Origin of the sequence: Streptomyces californicus (assembly GCF_000717645.1) — a bacterium.
GTDB lineage: Bacteria > Actinomycetota > Actinomycetes > Streptomycetales > Streptomycetaceae > Streptomyces > Streptomyces californicus.
The window spans coordinates 1-18,460 of the sequence record NZ_JNZZ01000026.1 but is presented as its reverse complement, the minus strand read 5'-3'; the positions used below and the strand labels follow the sequence as shown (position 1 = coordinate 18,460).

The following is an 18,460-nucleotide window of genomic DNA, read 5'->3' as shown; positions in this document are numbered from 1 at the left end:
CCTCCCGGCCGGTTGCTAGTGGGGCCGGCGGTGGCCGTGCGGAGGGTGCGGGGCGCCGTAGCCGTAACCGGGCGGTGGTCCGTACGGCTGGGCGGGCTGCTGACCGTACGGCTGTGGCTGTGGCTGTGGCTGCGGCTGCGGCTGCGGGTGGCCGTGGCCGGGCGGCGGGCTCCAAGGGGCGGGGCCGTACCCGTAGCCGTACCCCGGCCCGTGGCCGCTCCCGTGGCCGCTTCCGTACCCGGGACCGCTTCCGTACGGTGTCGGCGCGAGGTTCCGGTGGGCTCCCGGGCGGGAGGTGAGGCGGGCCGCGTGGGTGAGTGCCGGGGCCGCGATCTCCCGGCGCTGCCACAGGTGGTGCAGCAACTCCCGCTCCCGCGCGCCGAAGTCCGGTCCCACCGCGCCGTGGCGGGCCCGGCGGCGCAGGCCGGCCAGCGAGGTCGCGAACGACTCGTACTCCGCGACCGCGCGGGCCGCCGCCCGGCCCCGGATCCGGTCCTGCTGCCAGTGGCGGGCCAGGTCGCTGGCGACGCCCCGGGCCCGCATGGAGGAGAGCGCCGACGGTTCGGCGGGGGTGAGCCAGCCGGCCGCCGCGTACGCGGGCAGCTCGGCGGCGAGCGTACGCAGCTCCCGCTGGCGCGACCAGATCGCCAGCCAGGTCACCAGGCCGAACGCCGGGACCATGACGATCCCGTACACCGCGTAGAAGCCGTACGGGCCCAGGGACGACGAACCGTTCCACAGGGCGTGCAGCCCCATCGCCAGCGCCAGGCCCAGCAGCGGCAGGGCGATCCGGCGGACCCGGTGGTCGCGGGCGCTGACCGCCGCGAAGCCGAAGCCGAGGCCGGTGAGCACGGTGAACAGCGGATGCGCGAACGGCGACATGACGATCCGTACGAAGAACGTCCCCGCCGTCACCGAGGCCAGCCCGGAGCTGCCGAGCTGCTGGTCCTCACCGAAGGCGTTGCCCAGGTAGAGGATGTTCTCGGTGAACGCGAAGCCCGTCGCGGTGAAGCCGGCGACGACGATGCCGTCGACCACCCCGCTGAACTCCCGCCTGCGGAACAGGAAGATGAGCAGCACGGCCGCCGCCTTCGCGCTCTCCTCGACCACGGGCGCGATCACGGTCGCGCCCAGGGTGTCCGCGCTCGCCGGGTCCGCCGTCGCGGTGGCGATCCAGCGCGTCGCGAAGGAGTTGGCGATGATCGCGACGAGCGCGGCGGCGCACGCGCCCCAGGCGAAGGAGAACAGCAGGTTCCGCCAGGGCCCCGGCTCGACCCGGTCCAGCCAGCGGAACGCGGCCATCAGCAGCGGCACGGGCAGCACCGCGAGGCCGAGACCGACCAGGAACCCCTCCGTGCCGGTCTGTTCGCGGACCAGGGCGAGGATGATCAGCCCGCACAGCAGGAGCGCCACCGCCACGGCCCCGACGCGGAACGCCTTGCTGCGCCACACCATGCCGACGCGGTGCGGCCGGTAGCGCTCGCGGCCGGGCTCCGGCGCGGCGCCCAGGACCTCGTCGAGCCGCTGCTCGTGGAGGACCGGTACGGCGGGCCGCGCCTGATGATGCTGCACGGAGGGGTCGGACACCTCTCGACCCTAACGAGCGGTGCTGACACCCGGCGACGGCGCATCCGGTCGGGGCGGCGCATCCGGCCAGGACCGCGAGCCCGGCCGGGGCGTTTCCGGACAGGGGCGTGTCAGGCGAGGACAGGGGTGCGTATCCGGCGAGGACACGGCTGTACGCCGTGGTGCGCGCCGTCGTGCGCCGTGGTGTCTCAGACGCGGGCGAACAGCAGGTCGTGGACGACGTGTCCCTTGTCCAGGCCCTGCCCCTCGAAGCGGGTGAGCGGCCGGAACGCCGGGCGCGGGGCGTAGCCGCCGTCGGCCGCGGTGTTCTCGAAGCGGGGGTGCGCGGTGAGCACCTCCAGCATCTGCTCCGCGTACGGCTCCCAGTCGGTCGCGCAGTGGACGATCGCGCCGGGCCTGAGGACCGGGGCGACCAGGTCGAGGAAGTCGGGCTGGATGAGCCGACGCTTGTGGTGGCGGGCCTTGGGCCACGGGTCGGGGAAGTAGACGCGCAGGCCGTCGAGCGACTCGGGGGCCAGCATCTCGCGCAGCAGGATGACCGCGTCGCCGTTGGCCACCCGTACGTTCGTCGAGCCCGCCTTCTCCGCGAGGCCGAGCAGATTGCCCTGGCCGGGGGTGTGGACGTCGACCGCGAGGATGCCGGTGCCCGGGTCGTCGGCCGCCATCTGCGCGGTGGCCTCGCCCATGCCGAAGCCGATCTCCAGGACGACGGGCAGGCCGCCGAACAGCTCGGCCAGGTCCAGGACCCGCTTGCCGTCGATGTCCAGGCCCCACTGCGGCCACAGCCGCTCCAGTGACTCCTGCTGCCCGGTGGTGACCCGGCTGCGGCGCGGCTGGAAGCTGCGGATCCGGCGCTCGTGGTGCGAGCCGGCCGGGTCGGCGGCGGGACCGCCGGGGAAGCGGGGCTCCTGCCGCAGTCGCCGCGCGCGTTCGAAGGAGGCGGCCCGCCGCGCGGCGGCGTCCTCGTCGGACAGGGCGTCGGGGGCGGCGTCGGAGGCCGGTTCGGCCGGGAGCGGGAGCGGGAGCGCGTCGGCCGCCGTGGAACCGGTCGGTCCGGGGGCGGACGGCCCGGGGGCGGCGGGCGCCGTGCCGGCCGCGGCGTCGTCGGGGGTTCCGGCGGGGCTGGGGTTCAGGGGCTGCTCAGACACAATGACCGGATTCTACGGCGGGCGGCTTCCACCCCGTCTCCTGAGCCCGGCGCAGCGCCAGCCGCGCGACCTCCCGCCCGATGGGCAGGCACGCCGTCGCGGCGGGCGACGGGGCGTTCAGCACGTGCACGGTGTGCGGGGCCTCGCGGATCAGGAAGTCGTCCACCAGCGTGCCGTCCCTCAGCACCGCCTGGGCCCGCACCCCGGCGGGCGACGGGCGCAGGTCGTCCTCGGTGACGGCGGGCAGCAGCCGCTGGACGGCCCGGGTGAACGCGGACCGGGACAGCGAACGGTGCACCTCGCCCGCCCCGTACCGCCAGTGGCGGCGGGCGATGCTCCAGGTGCCCGGCCAGCTCAGCGTGGACAGCAGTTCGGCGGGGCGGACCCGCGGCCAGGTGTATCCCTCGCGGGCCAGGGCGGGCACCGCGTTCGGCCCGACGTGGACCGAGCCGTCGAACCCCCGGGTGAGGTGGACGCCGAGGAACGGGAACGCCGGGTCCGGCACCGGGTAGACCAGGCCGCGCACCAGCTCGGGGCGGTCCAGCGCGTAGTACTCGCCCCGGAACGGCACGATCCGCACCCCCGGGTCGTCCCCGGCGAGGCGGGCCACCCGGTCGCTGTGCAGCCCCGCGCAGTTGACCAGCGTCCGGGCGCGCACCACCGGGCCGTCCGCCGTGCGCACCGCGACGCCCCAGGGGCGGCGGTCGATCGCGGTGACCTCCGCGCCGTAGCGCACGATGCCGCCGGCGGCGCCGACCTCGGCCGCGAGGCGGTGGGCGACGGCGGTGAAGTCGCAGACGCCGGTGGTGTTGACCCGGATCGCCGCGAGCCCGCGCACCTCCGGCTCGTACTCCGCGATCTGGGCCGGGCCCAGCTCCCGCACGGGCAGCCCGTGCTCGCGGCCGCGCTGCACCAGGGAGTGCAGCCGGGGCAGCTCGGAACGGTCGGTGGCGACGATCAGCTTGCCGGTGGTGGCGTGCGCGACGGCGTGCTCGGCGCAGAAGTCCGCCAGCTCGGCGGAGCCGCGCAGCGCGTACCGCGCCTTCAGCGAGCCGGGGCGGTAGTAGATACCGCTGTGGATCACACCGCTGTTGCGGCCGGTCTGGTGGCGGGCGGGGCCGGACTCCTTCTCCAGGACCGTCACCCGCGTGCCCGGAGCGGCCCGGGTCAGCGCGTACGCCGTCGACAGGCCGACGATCCCGCCACCGGTCACCAGCACGTCGCAGTCGTACGCCGCGTGCGTCATCATCACGCCACCTCCCACCCCGATAGTGCACTGACCCACTGACAACGGGCTCAAACCCGGGAGGGGCGGGGCGTGGCGCACACCTCGGCCCCGGCGGGCCGCCGCCGGGACGCGCCACGCCCCGCCGCCGATCGCTCCCCACCCCGTTCCCCGAGCCCGTCCTTGCTTACGGGCCCCGGGCCACCGAGCCCGTTCCCGCGTACGAGCCCGGCCTCTGACCTCGTCTCCGTGTACGAGCTCGCCTCCTCGTCCCCGCTCAGCCCTGGGCGACCAGCAGGGGGCGGGCCCGCTCCCGCAGCTCCGCGACGCGGGGCTCGTCCCCGTACGGCTCCAGGCGGTGGAGCAGGTCGCGTACGTACTCGGTGGTGCGGGCGGAGGAGATCCGTCCGGCGACCTCCACGGCCCGGGTGCCCGCCGCGCAGGCCGCGTCCAGGTTGCCCGACTCCAGCTCGGCGACGGCCGAGACGACGAGGCGCAGTCCGTGGCTGCGGACGAACTCCTCGGTCGGCCGGGACAGCGCCTGCTCGGTGAAGCGCCGCACCTGGCGGGGGGCCTTCAGATCCCGGTAGCACTCGGCGGCGTCGGCGGCGAACCGGTCGTAGCCGTAGAAGCCGAGCCAGGACGGATCGGAGTCGCCCGCCCGGGACCGCTCCAGCCAGCTCTCCGCGCCCTTCAGCGCGGCCCCCGCGGCCGGTGCGTCGCCCGCCTTGGCATGGGCGCGCGCCTCCACCAGCCGGAAGAAGCTCATGGTGCGGGCGGTGGCGAGGCCCCGGTTGCGCTCGACGGCGGCCTGGGCGAGGTCGACGCCCTCGTCGGCGAAGCCGCGGTAGGTCGCCTGGAGGGACATCGAGGCGAGGACATAGCCGCCGAGCGGGACGTCGGCGGCGGCGCGGGCCAGGCGCAGGGCCTGGATGTAGTAGCGCTGGGCGGCCTCCTGCTGCCCGGTGTCGAAGGCCATCCACCCCGCCAGCCGGGTCAGTTCGGCCGAGGCGCCGAACAGGGCCCGCCCGACCTCGTCGGTGTACGAGCCGAGGAGCAGGGGAGCGGCGTCCACGCGTAAACACTCGGGGACCATGGACGAGCGCCAGTCGCCGCCGCCGTACTTGGAGTCCCAGCGCCGGGCGTCCTGCGCCGCCTCGCGCAGCTTCGACACGTCGCTGTGGCCGACGCGCAGCGGCGAGGCGTCCGCCACCGCGTCCGGTCCGGGCTGGACCGGCACGGAGCCGGCCGCGCCGGTGTGGAGGAGATGTGCGCCCCGGGCGTCCGGTGCGCTTCCCGGGCCGCGGGGTCCTGCCGCGCCGGGGGTGTCGCCCGTGCCGCCGCGCGCCCCGAGGGCTGACGCCTGTGCCGCCGTCGGGTCCCGGGCCACCGACGGATCGGCGGGGGTTATCAGCCAGCGGGAGGCGGGCGTCGCGTAGGCGCTCACCGAGAACGATCCCGCCAGGGACTGCCAGATCCCGCCGCCGCCCCGCCGCCCGGCCAGATCCAGCCGGTACAGCTCGGTCGCCGACCGGACCGCCTCGCCCACGTCGCGGGGGAAGGCGAGGCCCACCTCCGGTGCGGGGTCCGCGTCGGCGAGGCCGATCTCGTGCAGCGGGACGGGCCGGCCGAGCTTGGCCCCGATCGCCGCCGCGATGAGATGCGGCGCCGCGCCCTGCGGCACCATGCCCTTGGCGACCCACCGGGCCACCGAGGTCTTGTCGTAGCGAAGTGTCAGACCGCGCTGTGCTCCGAGGTCGTTGACCCGCCGGGCGAGCCCGGCGTTGCTGATTCCCGCGAGGGCGAGAACCGTGCCGAGCTTCTCGTTCGGCCCGCGTTGCTCCCTGGACATGCGCCACCCCTCGACACACAGACGGCCGCCGCGTCACCGAGGGCGGTGCGCGGCATTCGTGCCGATGCCTCCCCAGGTTCGAACCCTCGTACTCCACCTGCACACGCATGTGGCTGAGCCCCGAGGAATATGCCCCCCTGTCGAGAACACCGGTAAACACAGCGTAGTTCTCCCTATCCCTACCGTTAAGGGGTGGACGTCCGGATGGCGGGATTGTTGTCCGCGCGGGAGGCCGGGGCCGTCGCTGCGGCGTCCGTACGCCGGTGCGGGGCGTGCCCCCGGTGTGTGGCCGTGCGCCCGGCCGTGCGCTCTGGTCCGGCCCCCGCCCGGCCGGTTGGCTGGGTCCTGCGTGGGTCGGCCCACTGCACTGGACTCAGTGGGCTGGGGGAAACCGTCGTTCCATTCCCCGCGAGCGGCGGACCGGTCCGGGAGGTGAGGCCCACCTCCCGGACCGTGCGCGGAAGGGTCGCCAAGGGGGGCGCGGCACGGCGAGCGCGCGGGGTGGCGCTTCGAGAGAATGGCCGAATAGCGACGGTCCGGTGAGGGTCTGGCCAACGGTCCGACTATGGCCGGATATCGACGCTGTTTCCGGGCGGCGCCGGCCCTCCCCTCTCATCGGGGGCGGGCCGGGGCGGCGCGGAGGCCGGGCGGCCCCGGCTCCGCAACTCCCGGAACGGGGCGTTCCGTTGTTGTGGCCGCGGTGAAGAACGCGGCGGGCCTTTGCCAGGGGCGCATGCTCTTCCGGCGTGCGCTGCCCGTACACCCTCTCCTGCGGCATTGTCGTGGCAGCATGTCCCGCAGCGGTGTTCTCGCTCATCCGGTGCGCCGTTTGTCCACAGCCTGTGGAGGCGGCGATGCGTTGGTTGGTGGGGTGGAGCAGTATCGCCGCGAGCTTCGGCACCGTCGGCGCCGTCGGAAACAGCGGAGAGGGGCGCACGGTCCACCCCGTGGGCTCCCAACTGCTGTGGGGCGACCCGGATCCGCTCTGGGCGGTCGGTGACTGGCGGCCCGACGAGATCCGCGTCATCGGCGTCGCGACCCCCGAGGGCGCGCCCACCGCGCGCCTCGCGGTCCTCGGCTGCTGCGGCGCCACCGACGAGCAACTGCGCGTCGGCCTGCTCTCCGCGCGCGGCGGCGCGATGCGCCACCTCACGGCCTGGCCCGGGAGCTACACCGCCGTCGTGCAGATCGGCCGCCGCATCACCGTCGCGAGCGACCTGGCCGGCGCCCGGCCCGTCTTCCACACCCCGTGGGCCGGCGGCACCGCCTTCGCCACCGCGGCCCTGCCGCTCGCCGACCTCATCGAGGCCCAGCTCGACATCGGGCACCTCGCCGCCCTGCTCGCCTGCCCCGAGTCCCCCGAAGCGCTCGGCGACGGCACGCCCTACGCCGGCGTGAAGCGGGTCCCGCCGGGGCACGCGCTCATCCTCCGCGAGGGCTCGCGCGAGATCACCGGGTACGAGGCCGTCGCCTCCCTCGCCGTCGCGGCTCCCCAGGCCGACCCGGTGCACGCCGTGGAAGGCGTACGGGACGCGCTCGTCGAAGCCGTACGCGCCCGGCTCACGGCCCCCCGCCACGCGCCCGAAGCCGCCCCGCCGGACCCCGGGCCCGTCCCCGGCATGGGCCCCGCCGACCGGCGCGCCGCCCGGGGCGGGCCCGTGGCGGGCATCGGCGCCGACCTCTCCGGAGGAAGCGCCTCCGCCACCCTCGCCCTGCTCGCCTCCGGACTCCCCGGGCTGCCCGGCACCCTGCTCGGCCACGGAGCGGGCGCGGGGGAGCGGCTGCTCGCCGTCACCTTCAACGACCTCACCACCCGCGGGGACGAGGAGGAACTGGAGCGGGCCCACGCCATCGCCGCCGACCCGCGCCTGCACCACGTCGTCGTCGCGGCCGGCGAAGAGGCCCTGCCCTACGCCTCGTTGGACACCGGACCGCTCACCGACGAACCGGCCCCCTCCCTCGTCCTCGCCGAACGCCACCGCCGCCGGCTCTCCGCGGGCAGCGCCGACCACCTCGTCGGCCACGGGGCCCGGCAGGTCCTGGACGCCCATCCGGCCCGTCTCGCCGACCTCCTGATGGACCGGCGCAGACGCCACCTCCTGCGCCCCGTCGCCGCCCTCACCAAGGCCGAAGGCCCCACGGCGCACTCCCTGTTCGTCCCGCTGACGCTCTACCGCGCCGCGCGCCGCCTCGCCCGTACGTCCTACCGCACCGGCCTGGAGTCCGCCGCCGGACTCCTCCCCGACGCCAACCGCCGGGCCCCCGACCTCGCCACCCCCGCCGACGCCTCGCTCGCCGCCCTCGCCTGGTCGCGCCCGGGACCGGCTGCGCGCTGGCTCACGGGAGAGGCGCTGGCGGAAGTATCGGTTCGCCTCCAGGAGGCGGCGATCCGGCCCACCTCCGTGCAGCGCCCGGGGGAGGCCCGCGCCCGCGCCGCGCTCGCCCGGGGGGCCGCCGACCACCGGATCCTGGAACAGGCCACGGAGATCCGCAGCCAGCGCCTGCACGCCCCGTTCCTCGACAACCAGGTCGTCCGGGCGGCCCGCGCCCTGCCCGAATCGCTCCGCGTCCAGCCCGGCGCACGGGCCGCGATCCTGCGCCGGGTGCTCGGCGGGGCGGGCATCCACGATCTGCCGCCCGGCTGGGGCGCGCCCTCCCAGGCCACCTCCACCGCCGTCACCCGGACCGGCCTGCGCATGGCCCTGCCCGACCTGATGGCCCTCTTCGACGCCCCGCTGCTGGCCGACGCGGGCCTGGTCGAGGCCCGGGTGGTCCGCAAGGCCCTGCGCGCCGCCTCCGAGGGCGCACCGCTGCCCCTGGACGGACTGGCGGACCTCGCCTCCACCGAACTGTGGCTGCGCCGCCTGCTGAACCGCCGCGGCACCTGCTGGACCGGTACGGCCGCACCGCGCCGGCGCGCGGTCGCGGGCGGCGTGGCCCCCGCCCGGCGCACGCTCCAGCCCTGACCGGAACGCTTCCGCCCACCGGACCGAAGCCCCGGGGCGCGTCCGGCGTGCGGGCCCGCGTACGGCTCAGGAGCAGCTGATCCGGGACTCCGCCCAGTCGGCGAGCGCCACCTGGCCGAACGTTCCCTCGGGCTCCACCACCAGGCGGATCGAGGACTGGCCGGAGATGTCCACGCCGACCGGGACGGCGGGGTCGCCGCCCTTCATCACCGGGGAGCGCCACAGCCGCGCCCCGTCTCCGTTGAACACGGAGAAGCGCGCCGCGCCGAGACCCATCGTCAGATCGTCCACCCCGACCATGGCCTCGTAGCGGGTGCACGGCCGGTTGAGCCGGATGGTCACCGAGGAGCGGGCGTGCACGGTCACCCCGTGCGCGTACCGGGTGGAGGCGATCGACACGTTGGACCGCTGCCAGATCCAACTGCTCTGCCCCATCACCACCTCCGGCTCGCTGCGGTCCCCGAAGACGGAGTACGGCAACTCGCTGACCTGGTACACCTCCGGCGCGGGCGGCGGCGGGGTGGGCTTAGACGGAGGGGGCGGCGTCGGCGTCGGCGTCGGAGAGGGGGACGGCGGCGGAGTCGGCGCGGGCGGCGCGGGCTCCGGCGGCGGCTCGGGGGAGGGCGTGGGGCTCGGCGTCGGCTCCGGGGCCGGCTCGGACGGGGCCGGCTCCGGGGGCGCGGGCGGTGCGGGGGCCGCCGGCGGTTCGGGCTTCGGCTTCGGAGCCGGCGGCGGGGGCTCGGGCGCGGGCGTGGGATCCGCCGGCGCCACGGCCGGCGGCTTGGCGACCGGCTTGGGCTCCGGCTTCGGCTGGTCGTCGCCGACGAGCGCCCACACCAGTCCGGCCGCGGCGGCCACGGTCACGGCGGCGGCGATCCCGGCCTTGGCGGGCGTGCCGAGCCCCTCGGAGGCCGCAGCGCCCCCGGCGGCCCCGCCGGTCGAACCGGACCCGGTGGCCGCCGCGGCGGCGCCCGCCCCGGCCGCCCCGACCGCGCCGCCGGCCACCACGCCGGCTGCCTTGAGCGCGTATCCGGCGGCGAACCACCCGATGACCGCGACGGGCAGCAGCGCCGGAATCCCGGCGTTCACCTGTTCCAGCTCGCCCGCGGCCACCCGGCACCTGGCGCACTCGTCGAGGTGCTTGCGCAGACCGCGTTCGGCGCGGGTGCGCAGGCCGCCCCGGGCGTGCGCGCCGAGCCGGTCGGCGTACTGCGCGCAGTCCCCGCCGGTGGTGAGCGCCCGGCTGACGTGGGCCTGGAGGTATGCCTGCTTGAGCCCTTCGCGGGCCCGGCCGGCCAGCACGGCGGTGGCGTTGGCGGTGAGGCCGAACAGCGGGGCGATCTCGCTCGGCGACTCCTCCTCCACGGTGGTGTGCCACAGCACCGCCTGCCAGCGCTCCGGAAGGCTCCGGAACGCCTGCATCGCCATCGTCTGCTCGGCCTCGTGCATCGCCAGGACGTCGGCGCCGAGTTCGAGGGTGTCGTCGTCGGAGAGCTCCGAGGAGCGGGTGGCCTGCGCGGCGAACACCGCGAAGTCGTCGACCAGGTGCTCGCGCTTGGAGCTCTTCGTCCAGGCGGCGGCGACATGGCGGACGGCGGTCATCAGGTAGGCCCGGACCGCCTCCGTGGGCCCCTTCCCGCCCCGTACGGCCTGGAGCGTGCGCGCGAACACCTCGGCCGTCAGGTCGTCGGCGGTATGCCCGTCGCGGCAGCAGCTGCGGGCGTACCGGAGGACGGCGGCCGAGTGTCGCCGGAACAGCTCCTCGTACGCCTGGTCGTCGCCGGCCCGCATGTCCTCGATCAGCCGGGCGTCCGAGAGCCCGGACTCGGGAGCCCCGCTACGACCGGCGCGCTGCTGCGGAACGGCGTGCGGGCCGACGCCCGCCCCGGCTCCGCCGGAGGCGTCGTCCTCGGCGACGGCGGGCCACGGGCCGGGCAGAACGGTGCCGCCCTCGTGCTCGCCGTCCGACGCGCCGCGTGCGGCCCGGACGGGCACGTGCCCGGCGGGTCGCCCCGCCGCCCTCGTGTCCTTGCCGGCCGCAGCGATCTCGTCGAGCGGCTCTTCCTGCTGCTCGTTACCGCTCATCGCGGAAGCCCCCGTATACACCCTCGGACCCGAATACCGGCCAAGACTGCCACATGGCTCAATCGCGTTCGCCCCTCCGTCGCGCCAACCACTCATCCGGGGCGCTTTCTGGTAAGGGAGTACTAGGCGTCACTCTTTCGGGGAATGGGCCCCTGTCGGTCGGTCTCCGTCTGCGTCCGTGTCATCGTCGCGGGTGCGCCCGCCCGGCCGCCCGGCCCCGACCACCTCATGCCGCCCGCCCCGCCCGCACACTCGACGCGACGGACGACCACCGGCGGCGCGGGAGCGGCCGACGCAGGCCGGCCGGCACGGCGGCAGAACCACCGCCCCGCCCGTCGACCCCGTCTCCGCCCATCCCTCAGGCTCCGCACCATGTCACCGCTCGGGCCCCGCCCCGCGTCACGCCGGGCGCGACCGCAGACCCTCCAGCAGGATGTCCAGCAACCGGGCCGAGGCCGCGGCCTGCTGAGCGGCGTCCGGCAGCGAAGGAGCCGCCGTGGCGATGACCAGCAGCACATCGGCGACCGTCACGTCCCGGCGCAGCTCGCCCGAGTCCCGCGCCCGGTCCACCAACTGCCCCACGACCTCCAGCAGCTCGACCGCACCGGTCTCCTCGCCGATCCCGTCCAGCCCGTCGGCCCCACCGGAGCGCTGACCGACGACCCGGAAGTCGTCCTGGCCCACGCCCTGCCGCTGCTGCGGAACCCGGGTCTCGTCGCCCGCGCCCGCCGAACCGGCCGGCTCCTCCGCCTCGGCCCCGACCCGCAGCACCTGCGGCGGCAGCAGCCTGCCCGCGCCCGAAGCCACCGACGTCCGCAGGAAGCGGGAGAGCGCAGCCCACGGCATCTCCTCCTGCCCCAGCGCCGTACGCGCCTGCTCGGTCAGCCGGGAGGTCTCCTCCTCGGCTATCCGGCGCACCAGCACGTCCTTGCTCGGGAACCGCCGGTAGACCGTGCCCACGCCGACGCGCGCGCGACGTGCCACGTCCTCCATCGGAGCGCCGTACCCCAGCTCCCCGAACACCTCGCGTGCCGCACGCAGCACGTGCTCCAGATTCCGCTGCGCGTCGACGCGCAGCGGGGCCGAGCGCGGCGCGCCCGCGGATCCCGTCGTGGTGGCCGTCGCCCCGTTCGGGGCCGGCACGGCAGCGGACGAGACCATCGCGGCGCTCACGGCCGCCGCGGAACGAACGGCGTCGGCCGAGCTCATGACCCCGAGCGCGCCCACGGAGCCGAGGCGTCCCTGGTCCTCGGACGGGCGCGAGAGCGCAGCCTGGCCATGCGTATCCTGAATCTGCATAACTTTCCCCCGGTTATGACGTCTCCCCCCGGAGACTTCCCGCCGTTTCAGCCGGGGAGCGGCGCACAACGAAATCCGCACCCGACACCCCGACGGGTACCGAACATAGTTGAGCCCGCGTCAATTCAGAAGAGGGTAGTTCCGCATGGGGCGGCGCCCGAACCGGCCACGACCCGGTCCACGCGGGGAGATCGTCCCGCCTCCCACCCCCGGCGTAGCGCCTGACCTGCGCGGCTGCCGTTCCGCCCCGCGCACGGACACCGAGCCCCGCTGGGAGCGCTCCGGTCACACAATTTGCCGGGCCTGTGGACAAACCACTGACTCCGTTGCGTCATGGGGTGGTGATGGCTCCAGATTCCCGGGGGACGACCCCCGGCACCCGGCCAGGTGTACGCATTCTCGTCGTCGGCGGCGGCTACGTCGGGATGTACACGGCGCTGCGCCTCCAACGGAAGTTGAAGCAGCGGCTGAGAAGCGGCGACGCCGAGATCGTGGTCGTCACGCCCGAGCCGTACATGACGTACCAGCCCTTCCTGCCCGAGGCGGCCGCCGGCTCGATCTCACCGCGCCACGTGGTGGTCCCGCTCCGCCGCGTCCTGAAGGACTGCCGGATCGTCATCGGCGAGGCCGAGCGCGTCGACCACGCCAAGCGGACCGCGACCGTCACCACCCTCGCCACCGCCGAGGACGGCACCGGGGCCCTGGAGATCGCGTACGACGAGATCGTCATCGCGCCGGGGTCCGTGTCACGCACCCTGCCCATTCCCGGGCTGGCCGAATTCGGCATCGGTTTCAAGACCGTCGAGGAGGCCATCGGGCTGCGCAACCACGTCATCGAACAGATGGACATCGCCTCCGCCACCCGTGACCCCGCCATCCGCGACGCCGCTCTGACCTTCGTCTTCGTCGGCGGCGGCTACGCCGGCGTGGAGGCGCTGGCGGAGCTGGAGGACATGGCCCGCTACACCGCCCGGTACTACCACAACATCAAGCCGTCCGACCTGAAATGGATCCTCGTCGAGGCGTCCGGGCGGATCCTCCCCGAGGTCGGCGAGGCCATGGGCACGTACGCCGTCGGCGAGCTGCGCGGCCGCAACATCGACGTACGCCTCGAAACCCGCCTCGACACCTGCGAGGACCGCGTCGCCGTCCTCAGCGACGGCTCCCGCTTCCCCACCCGCACCCTCGTCTGGACCGCGGGCGTGAAACCGGCCCCCCTGCTGGCCGCCACCGACCTGCCCCTCACCGAACGCGGCCGGCTCCGCTGCACCGCCGCCCTCGGCGTCGAGGGCATGCCGCACGCCTGGGCCGCCGGCGACGCCGCCGCCGTACCCGACCTGACCGCCGCCGAACCGGGCCGCGAGACCGCCCCCAACGCCCAGCACGCCGTACGCCAGGCGAAGGTGCTGGCCGACAACGTCCTCGCCTCGATCGACGGGCGGCCGCCGGCGGAGTACCGGCACGCGTACGCCGGATCCGTCGCCTCCCTCGGCCTGCACAAGGGCGTTGCCCACGTCTACGGCCGCAAGCTCAAGGGCTATCCGGCCTGGCTGATGCACCGCGTCTACCACCTCAGCCGGGTGCCGACGTTCAACCGGAAGGCCCGCGTCCTTGCCGAATGGACCCTGTCCGGCCTCTTCAAACGCGAGATCGTCTCCCTCGGCTCGCTGGAGCACCCCCGCGCCGAGTTCGAACTCGCGGCGGGCGGCGGCGCCGCACCGGGAATCCCCCGCCCCGGCCGCCCGAAGGACGGGGAAGAACCGCCGGAGCACCGCCCGACCGGCGGATGAGGGGCGCACGGCGGCCGGACGACGGCCCTCCGAGCGGCGGCTGGCGGCCCGTCGGCGGAGCGGTCGGGAGGCAACTGTCAGTACGGTCGGTCACACTGGACGTGTGACCATAGGTGGGCCCACACCTGCACAGAGTGACCCGGTCGGCAGTAACCAACAGTGACCAGCAGCGACGCACCACGAGCACGAAGAGGCCCGGCTGCGCCTTCCCGGGGGTACGGCCCCGACGCACCGATGACAACGGCAGAAGAAGCAGCCCGCCCGAGCGGACCAGACCGACACACGAGGCCAGAAATACCGTGAACTTCACGCGTTGGAGCGCCCGCCTTTCCGGAACGCAGCGCCGAGCCGCCGCCGCACGGAACGACCGCAGTCCCGTGCCGGCCGCCCGAGCCGAATCCGCCCGGCCGGACGGCCCACCCGGTGACTCCTCCCCGGCGCCGGGCGACGCCGCCACCCCCGAGACCGCCCCCGGCCCCACCCTCGACGACCTGTCCGCCTGCGAGATCATCGGCCGGCTCCCCGCCCCGGTCGCCCTGCTGCACGGCCCCGACCACAAGATCTCCTACGTCAACGACGCCTACGCGACCGCGTTCGGCCCCCGCCCGTCCGGCACCCCCGCCGCCGCGGCCATGCCGGAGCTCGCCCAGCTCAGCGTCCTCCCCCTCCTCGACCAGGTCCTGCGCAGCGGCACCGCCCGCACGGTCAAGTCCCGCCGGACCCCCGGAGGCAGCTCGTACACGGTGACCTGCACCCCCGTCGCCGGCGAGGCGGGAGGCGAAGGCGTCCTCGTCTACGCCACCGACGTCACCGACCACGCCGAGGCCGCCGAACGCCTGCGCACCAGCGAGCGCCGCCACCGCGAGACGGCCGTCACCCTCCAGCGCTCCCTGCTCCCGCAGGAGCTGGAACAGCCCGACGACCTCCGGATCGCCGCCACCTACCAGCCCGGCGGCACCGACGCGGCGGTCGGCGGCGACTGGTACGACGTCATCACCCTCGGCGCGGGCCGCACCGCGCTCGTCATCGGCGACGTGATGGGCCGCGGGGTCCGGGCCGCCGCCGTGATGGGCCAGCTCCGCACCGCCGTCCGCGCCTACGCCCGGCTCGACCTCCCGCCGCACGAGGTGATCCAGCTGCTGGACGTCCTCGCCGCCGAGATCGACGCCAGCCAGATCGCGACCTGCGTCTACGCCGTCCACGACCCCAACGAGGAACAGCTCGTCTACGCCTCCGCCGGGCACCTCCCGATCCTCGTCGCCGACGAGGACGGCACCGTCCACCGCGCCGCCGACCCCACCGGGCCCCCGCTCGGCACCGGCGGCTGGGTGCACACCTCCGGCACCATCGCGCTCCCGCCCGGCTCCACCGCCGTCCTCTACACGGACGGCCTGGTCGAGCGGCGCAGCGAGGACATCGACGAGGGCGTCGCCTCCCTGGCCCGCGCCCTGTCCGGGGCCAGGGGGACCCCGCAGGTCGTCTGCGACCGGCTGATCCGCTCCCTCGGAGTGACCGCGGAGCACGACGACGACGTGGCGGTCCTGGTCGTCCAGCACCCCGCCCGCACGGGGGCGGACGCGGAGCTGTTCCACAACGCGGCGCTCGATCTCCTCGGCGGCATCGAGGCCGCCCCGCGCGCCCGCGCCTTCGCCACCGGGGTGCTGGCCTCCTGGCGCTTCCCGGTCGAGCTGTGCGACCTGGGCGTGCTCGCCACCAGCGAGCTGGTCGCCAACTCCCTCCAGCACGGCACACCCCCGATGCGCCTGGGCCTGAGACGTACGGACCGGCGGCTGATCATCGAGGTCACCGACGGCGACGACCACCTGCCGCGCCGCCGCCAGGCCGAACCGGTGGACGAGGCGGGCCGAGGCATCTCGATCATCGCCTCGATCGCCACCTCGTGGGGAAGCCGCCGCACTCCCGGCGGCGGCAAGGCGGTCTGGTGCGAGTTCGCCCTGCCGCGGTGAGCAGGGCGAACGCGCGGAGCGACGCCGGTCAGTGACCGGCCGGGGCCGGCGCTGAGGTCGGAGCCGGGGGGTTCCCGACGACGTCCCCGCCCTCGCGCCCCCCAAGGCTCTCGGGGCTCTCGGGCAGTGACACCGCCACCACCCGCGACGGGACGGCCGCCAGCGACGGCTGGTCCTGTACGGGGGTGAGGCGGCGGCCCAGCCGCAGCGCGAGCCCCGTGATGCCCAGCGAGAACAGCACGAACGTCACGATGTACGGGCCGTGCAGCGAGGCCCCCATGGGCCCGCCGACCGCCGGGCCGACCGCCAGCGCGAGCTGCTTGCACAGGGCGAACGCCGAGTTGTACTGCCCGACCATCGACTCCGGCGCCAGGTCCGCGACCAGCGGCGCGACGGTCGGCGACAGCATCGCCTCACCCAGCCCGAACAGCGCGTACGTGGAGATGAACGCGGCCGTCGCCATGGTCTGGCTGCCGTGGCCCAGCCCCGCGTAGCCCGCCACGATCCAGGCGAACGCCCAGATCAGACCGACCGCGGCGATGACCCGGGTGCGCCGACGCCGCTCCACGAGCCGCAGCACGACGAACTGCGCGACGACGATGACCGCGGTGTTGGCGGCCAGCGCGAGGCCGAGCGTGGACGGCTCGATCCCGGCGGCCTCGGTGCCGTACGCGGCGAGGCCCGACTCGAACTGCCCGTAGCAGGCGAAGAACAGCACGAACCCGAGCACGCACAGCTGCACCATGGCCCGGTGCGAGAGCAGCGCGCGCAGCCCGCCGCCCTTCGCCGCCGAGGCGTCGGACGGCCGCACCTCACCGAGCGAGGCCGGGCGGGGCATCCGCACGGTCGTCACGGTGACGCCGAGCACCACGAACATCGCGGCCTCGATCAGGAACAGCATGGTGAAGCTCGCCGGCCGGTCCACGTCCACCAGCTGCCCGCCGACCAGCCCGCCGAGGCCGAGGCCCAGGTTCTGCAGGAAGAACTGCATGGCGAAGGCGCGCGTACGGGTCGCGGTGGAGGAGCACCACACGAGCATCGTGGCGAGGGCGGGCTGCATGACGGCGGTACCCGCGCCCAGGACCGCGGCGGCCAGCACGGCGGCCGGGACACTGCTCGCGAATCCCAGGGCGGCGGCGCCCACGGAGGCCAGACCGGAGGCCACCACCAGCACGGGCAACGGGCCCCGCCGGTCGATGGCCCGTCCGGTGAACGGCAGAACGGCCAGCGCCGCCATCGCGAAGACCGCCAGGACGACCCCCGCCGTCCCGGCGCCCAGATCCCGCACCTGCGCCACATAGACGTACAGATACGGAACGGTGAATCCGAGCCCGAACGCGCTCAGCGCGCTGCCCAGCTGGATCCGCCGCAGCGCTGCGCCCATCTCCCTGGTCACACTCACCTACCTCAAGATCTCGAAGGGCCCGTCACCGGTTGGCCGCGCGGCGGGCCCCGCACGTAAGAAATCAGACTCGAAGACTTTAGCACTAAACTTCAAGTGTGAAAACTTCATCATGAAGGACTTCAAGGGTGGTGAGCCGTGCCATACTGCCCGCCATGTCCGAGAGCACCGAGGAGCCCGCCGTCGGCGAGCCGAGCCTCGACGAACAGATCGCCGCGTACCAGCGGGAGTTCCGCGATCTCGACCCCCAGGTCGAGCAGGTCGTCTCCGCGCTGGGCCGACTGAACCGCCGGATGAACGTCGCGTACGGGAGACAGGTCGCGGCGCTCGGCATCAGCAACGCCGAGTGGGAGGTCCTCAAGACCCTCGTCCTGTCCGGCGCCCCCTACCGCCTGGGCCCCGGAGAGCTGGCGAAGCGCCTCGGCCTCACTCCGGCCGCCATGACCCACCGCATCGACCGGATGGCCGGCGAGGGCCTGGTCACCCGGGACCGCGACGAGAACAACCGGGTCCGCGTCATCGTCGAGCTGACCGACGAGGGCCGTACGAAATGGCTGGAGGCGATGCGCATGGCGACCGACTTCGAGGAGGACCTCCTCCAGGACCTCTCCGGTGATGAGCGCGGCGTCCTCGGCGAGCTGCTGGTCCGCCTGCTGCGCCGGGTGGAGCACGCCCAACCGGACGCCGGCGGCCGCCTCACCGACCTGGACTGACGGCCGGTAGCGGAAGGCCCCGGGGCGGACGGGGAAGGCCACCCGGGGAGGGTTGACACCACCCCGCTCGGCTGCGTAGTGTTCTCCGAGTTGTCACGGAGTCGGTACGAATCCGGGGCAGCCATCCCGCCGCGAATGCGGCAACCAAACTTCAGCACGATCTCCCACTCGGGATGATTTCGGCATGCCGGAATTGATTGCGAAGGCCCGATTATGAGCCGCCGGGAGAATCCGCTAGAGTTTGAGCGTCGGAACGGCCCAACAGCCGGGAAGACAAGCCCCGCTGACTGGGAATCAGGCCCGAAAGGATCTGATAGAGTCGGACTTGCCGGAAAGGGAAACGTGAAAGCGAAGACCTGGAAAGCGAAACAAGCAGAATCGCAGGGCCCGCTTCGACCGGGAATCAGGCACGAAAGAGTCTGATAG

Annotated in this window: 11 protein-coding genes; 4 read left to right on the top strand and 7 right to left on the bottom strand. The window is 74.5% G+C overall.

The annotated features are described in order from the left end of the window. Positions 1-15: 15 nt before the first annotated feature. From IF19_RS0128435 to IF19_RS0128420, 4 genes are all read right to left on the bottom strand, one after another. Positions 16-1,587, bottom strand: coding sequence for a PrsW family intramembrane metalloprotease (locus tag IF19_RS0128435; RefSeq protein WP_030276628.1), 1,572 nt, complete (start codon positions 1,585-1,587; stop codon positions 16-18). 188 nt (positions 1,588-1,775) lie between these two features. Continuing rightward, a complete protein-coding gene (gene trmB / locus IF19_RS0128430; protein ID WP_030276626.1) occupies positions 1,776-2,735 on the bottom strand; it encodes a tRNA (guanosine(46)-N7)-methyltransferase TrmB in 960 nt (319 codons plus the stop codon). Then, positions 2,728-3,984, bottom strand: coding sequence for an L-2-hydroxyglutarate oxidase (lhgO, locus tag IF19_RS0128425; protein WP_030117318.1), 1,257 nt, complete (start codon positions 3,982-3,984; stop codon positions 2,728-2,730). The genes trmB and lhgO overlap by 8 nt, the downstream gene beginning before the upstream one ends. 253 nt (positions 3,985-4,237) lie before the next feature. Next, positions 4,238-5,812 (bottom strand): NsdA family TPR-like regulatory protein, encoded by a 1,575-nt coding sequence (locus tag IF19_RS0128420; RefSeq protein WP_030117319.1) that lies wholly within the window; start codon positions 5,810-5,812, stop codon positions 4,238-4,240. Positions 5,813-6,666: 854 nt separating this feature from the next. Between IF19_RS0128420 and IF19_RS0128415 the strand changes: the two genes are divergently transcribed. Continuing rightward, entirely contained in the window at positions 6,667-8,778 is a 2,112-nt protein-coding gene (locus IF19_RS0128415) for an asparagine synthase-related protein (protein WP_030117320.1), read from the top strand. A 66-nt stretch (positions 8,779-8,844) separates the two neighbouring features. Here IF19_RS0128415 and IF19_RS0128410 read toward each other — a convergent pair whose 3' ends face one another. After that, on the bottom strand, positions 8,845-10,863 hold the full coding sequence (locus tag IF19_RS0128410; RefSeq protein ID WP_030276624.1) for a sigma-70 family RNA polymerase sigma factor: 2,019 nt from the start codon (positions 10,861-10,863) through the stop codon (positions 8,845-8,847). 399 nt (positions 10,864-11,262) lie between these two features. After that, the gene (locus tag IF19_RS0128405) at positions 11,263-12,162 is read right to left on the bottom strand and encodes a TetR/AcrR family transcriptional regulator (protein WP_030119496.1); all 900 of its coding nucleotides are present in this window, start codon (positions 12,160-12,162) and stop codon (positions 11,263-11,265) included. Positions 12,163-12,506: 344 nt separating this feature from the next. Here IF19_RS0128405 and IF19_RS0128400 point away from each other — a divergent pair, with 344 nt between their 5' ends. Together IF19_RS0128400 and IF19_RS0128395 are read left to right on the top strand one after the other, a co-directional pair. After that, positions 12,507-13,952: an NAD(P)/FAD-dependent oxidoreductase gene (locus tag IF19_RS0128400; protein WP_078580712.1), complete on the top strand. Its 1,446-nt coding sequence runs from the start codon at positions 12,507-12,509 to the stop codon at positions 13,950-13,952. 299 nt (positions 13,953-14,251) lie between these two features. Then, positions 14,252-15,919: an ATP-binding SpoIIE family protein phosphatase gene (locus tag IF19_RS0128395; RefSeq protein WP_030119494.1), complete on the top strand. Its 1,668-nt coding sequence runs from the start codon at positions 14,252-14,254 to the stop codon at positions 15,917-15,919. A gap of 28 nt (positions 15,920-15,947) precedes the next feature. On the opposite strand, the gene IF19_RS0128390 is transcribed toward IF19_RS0128395, so the two are convergent. Continuing rightward, positions 15,948-17,303: an MFS transporter gene (locus tag IF19_RS0128390; RefSeq protein ID WP_032747682.1), complete on the bottom strand. Its 1,356-nt coding sequence runs from the start codon at positions 17,301-17,303 to the stop codon at positions 15,948-15,950. Positions 17,304-17,476: 173 nt separating this feature from the next. Between IF19_RS0128390 and IF19_RS0128385 the strand changes: the two genes are divergently transcribed. Next, positions 17,477-18,034, top strand: a complete 558-nt coding sequence (locus IF19_RS0128385; protein WP_030119492.1) for a MarR family winged helix-turn-helix transcriptional regulator — start codon at positions 17,477-17,479, stop codon at positions 18,032-18,034. Positions 18,035-18,460: the final 426 nt, after the last annotated feature.